This window comes from Acinetobacter sp. 25-47-122, from assembly GCF_056779695.1.
Genome location: NZ_JBWYIJ010000031.1, coordinates 1 through 389, shown reverse-complemented (window position 1 = coordinate 389; position 389 = coordinate 1). Strand labels below are relative to the sequence as shown.

The following is a 389-nucleotide window of genomic DNA, read 5'->3' as shown; positions in this document are numbered from 1 at the left end:
TTTTTAGCAGCAATTGCCTCTACCAATTCATCATGCTTAGCTTCTGCAGTTTGAACCGCTTGTGTTGCTGCTGCAATCGCAGCATCAACATTATCAGCAATACCATTGCTATCAGCATCGTTTACTGCTGGTACAACTGTATCTAGAGCATCTAAACGAGCATCTAAGCTATCTTTAGCTGCTGATTCAGGTAATGCATCTACCAAGCCTTGTGCTGTATCTTTCAATACATCTAATTGATCTTTGATCGCTTGTAATTGAGCTTGCGTTGCTGGACTGATTACACCATTTTTAGCATCAATTGCCTCTACCAATTCATCATGCTTAGCTTCTGCAGTTTGAACCGCTTGTGTTGCTGCTGCAATCGCAGCTTCGGCAGCATCAACAAC

General features: G+C 42.4%; 1 protein-coding gene. It reads right to left on the bottom strand.

Going from position 1 to position 389, the window contains the following annotated elements:
- Positions 1 to 389: GA-like domain-containing protein (locus AC1M9P_RS14635; protein ID WP_481588092.1), on the bottom strand; the 389-nt coding region annotated here is incomplete at both ends.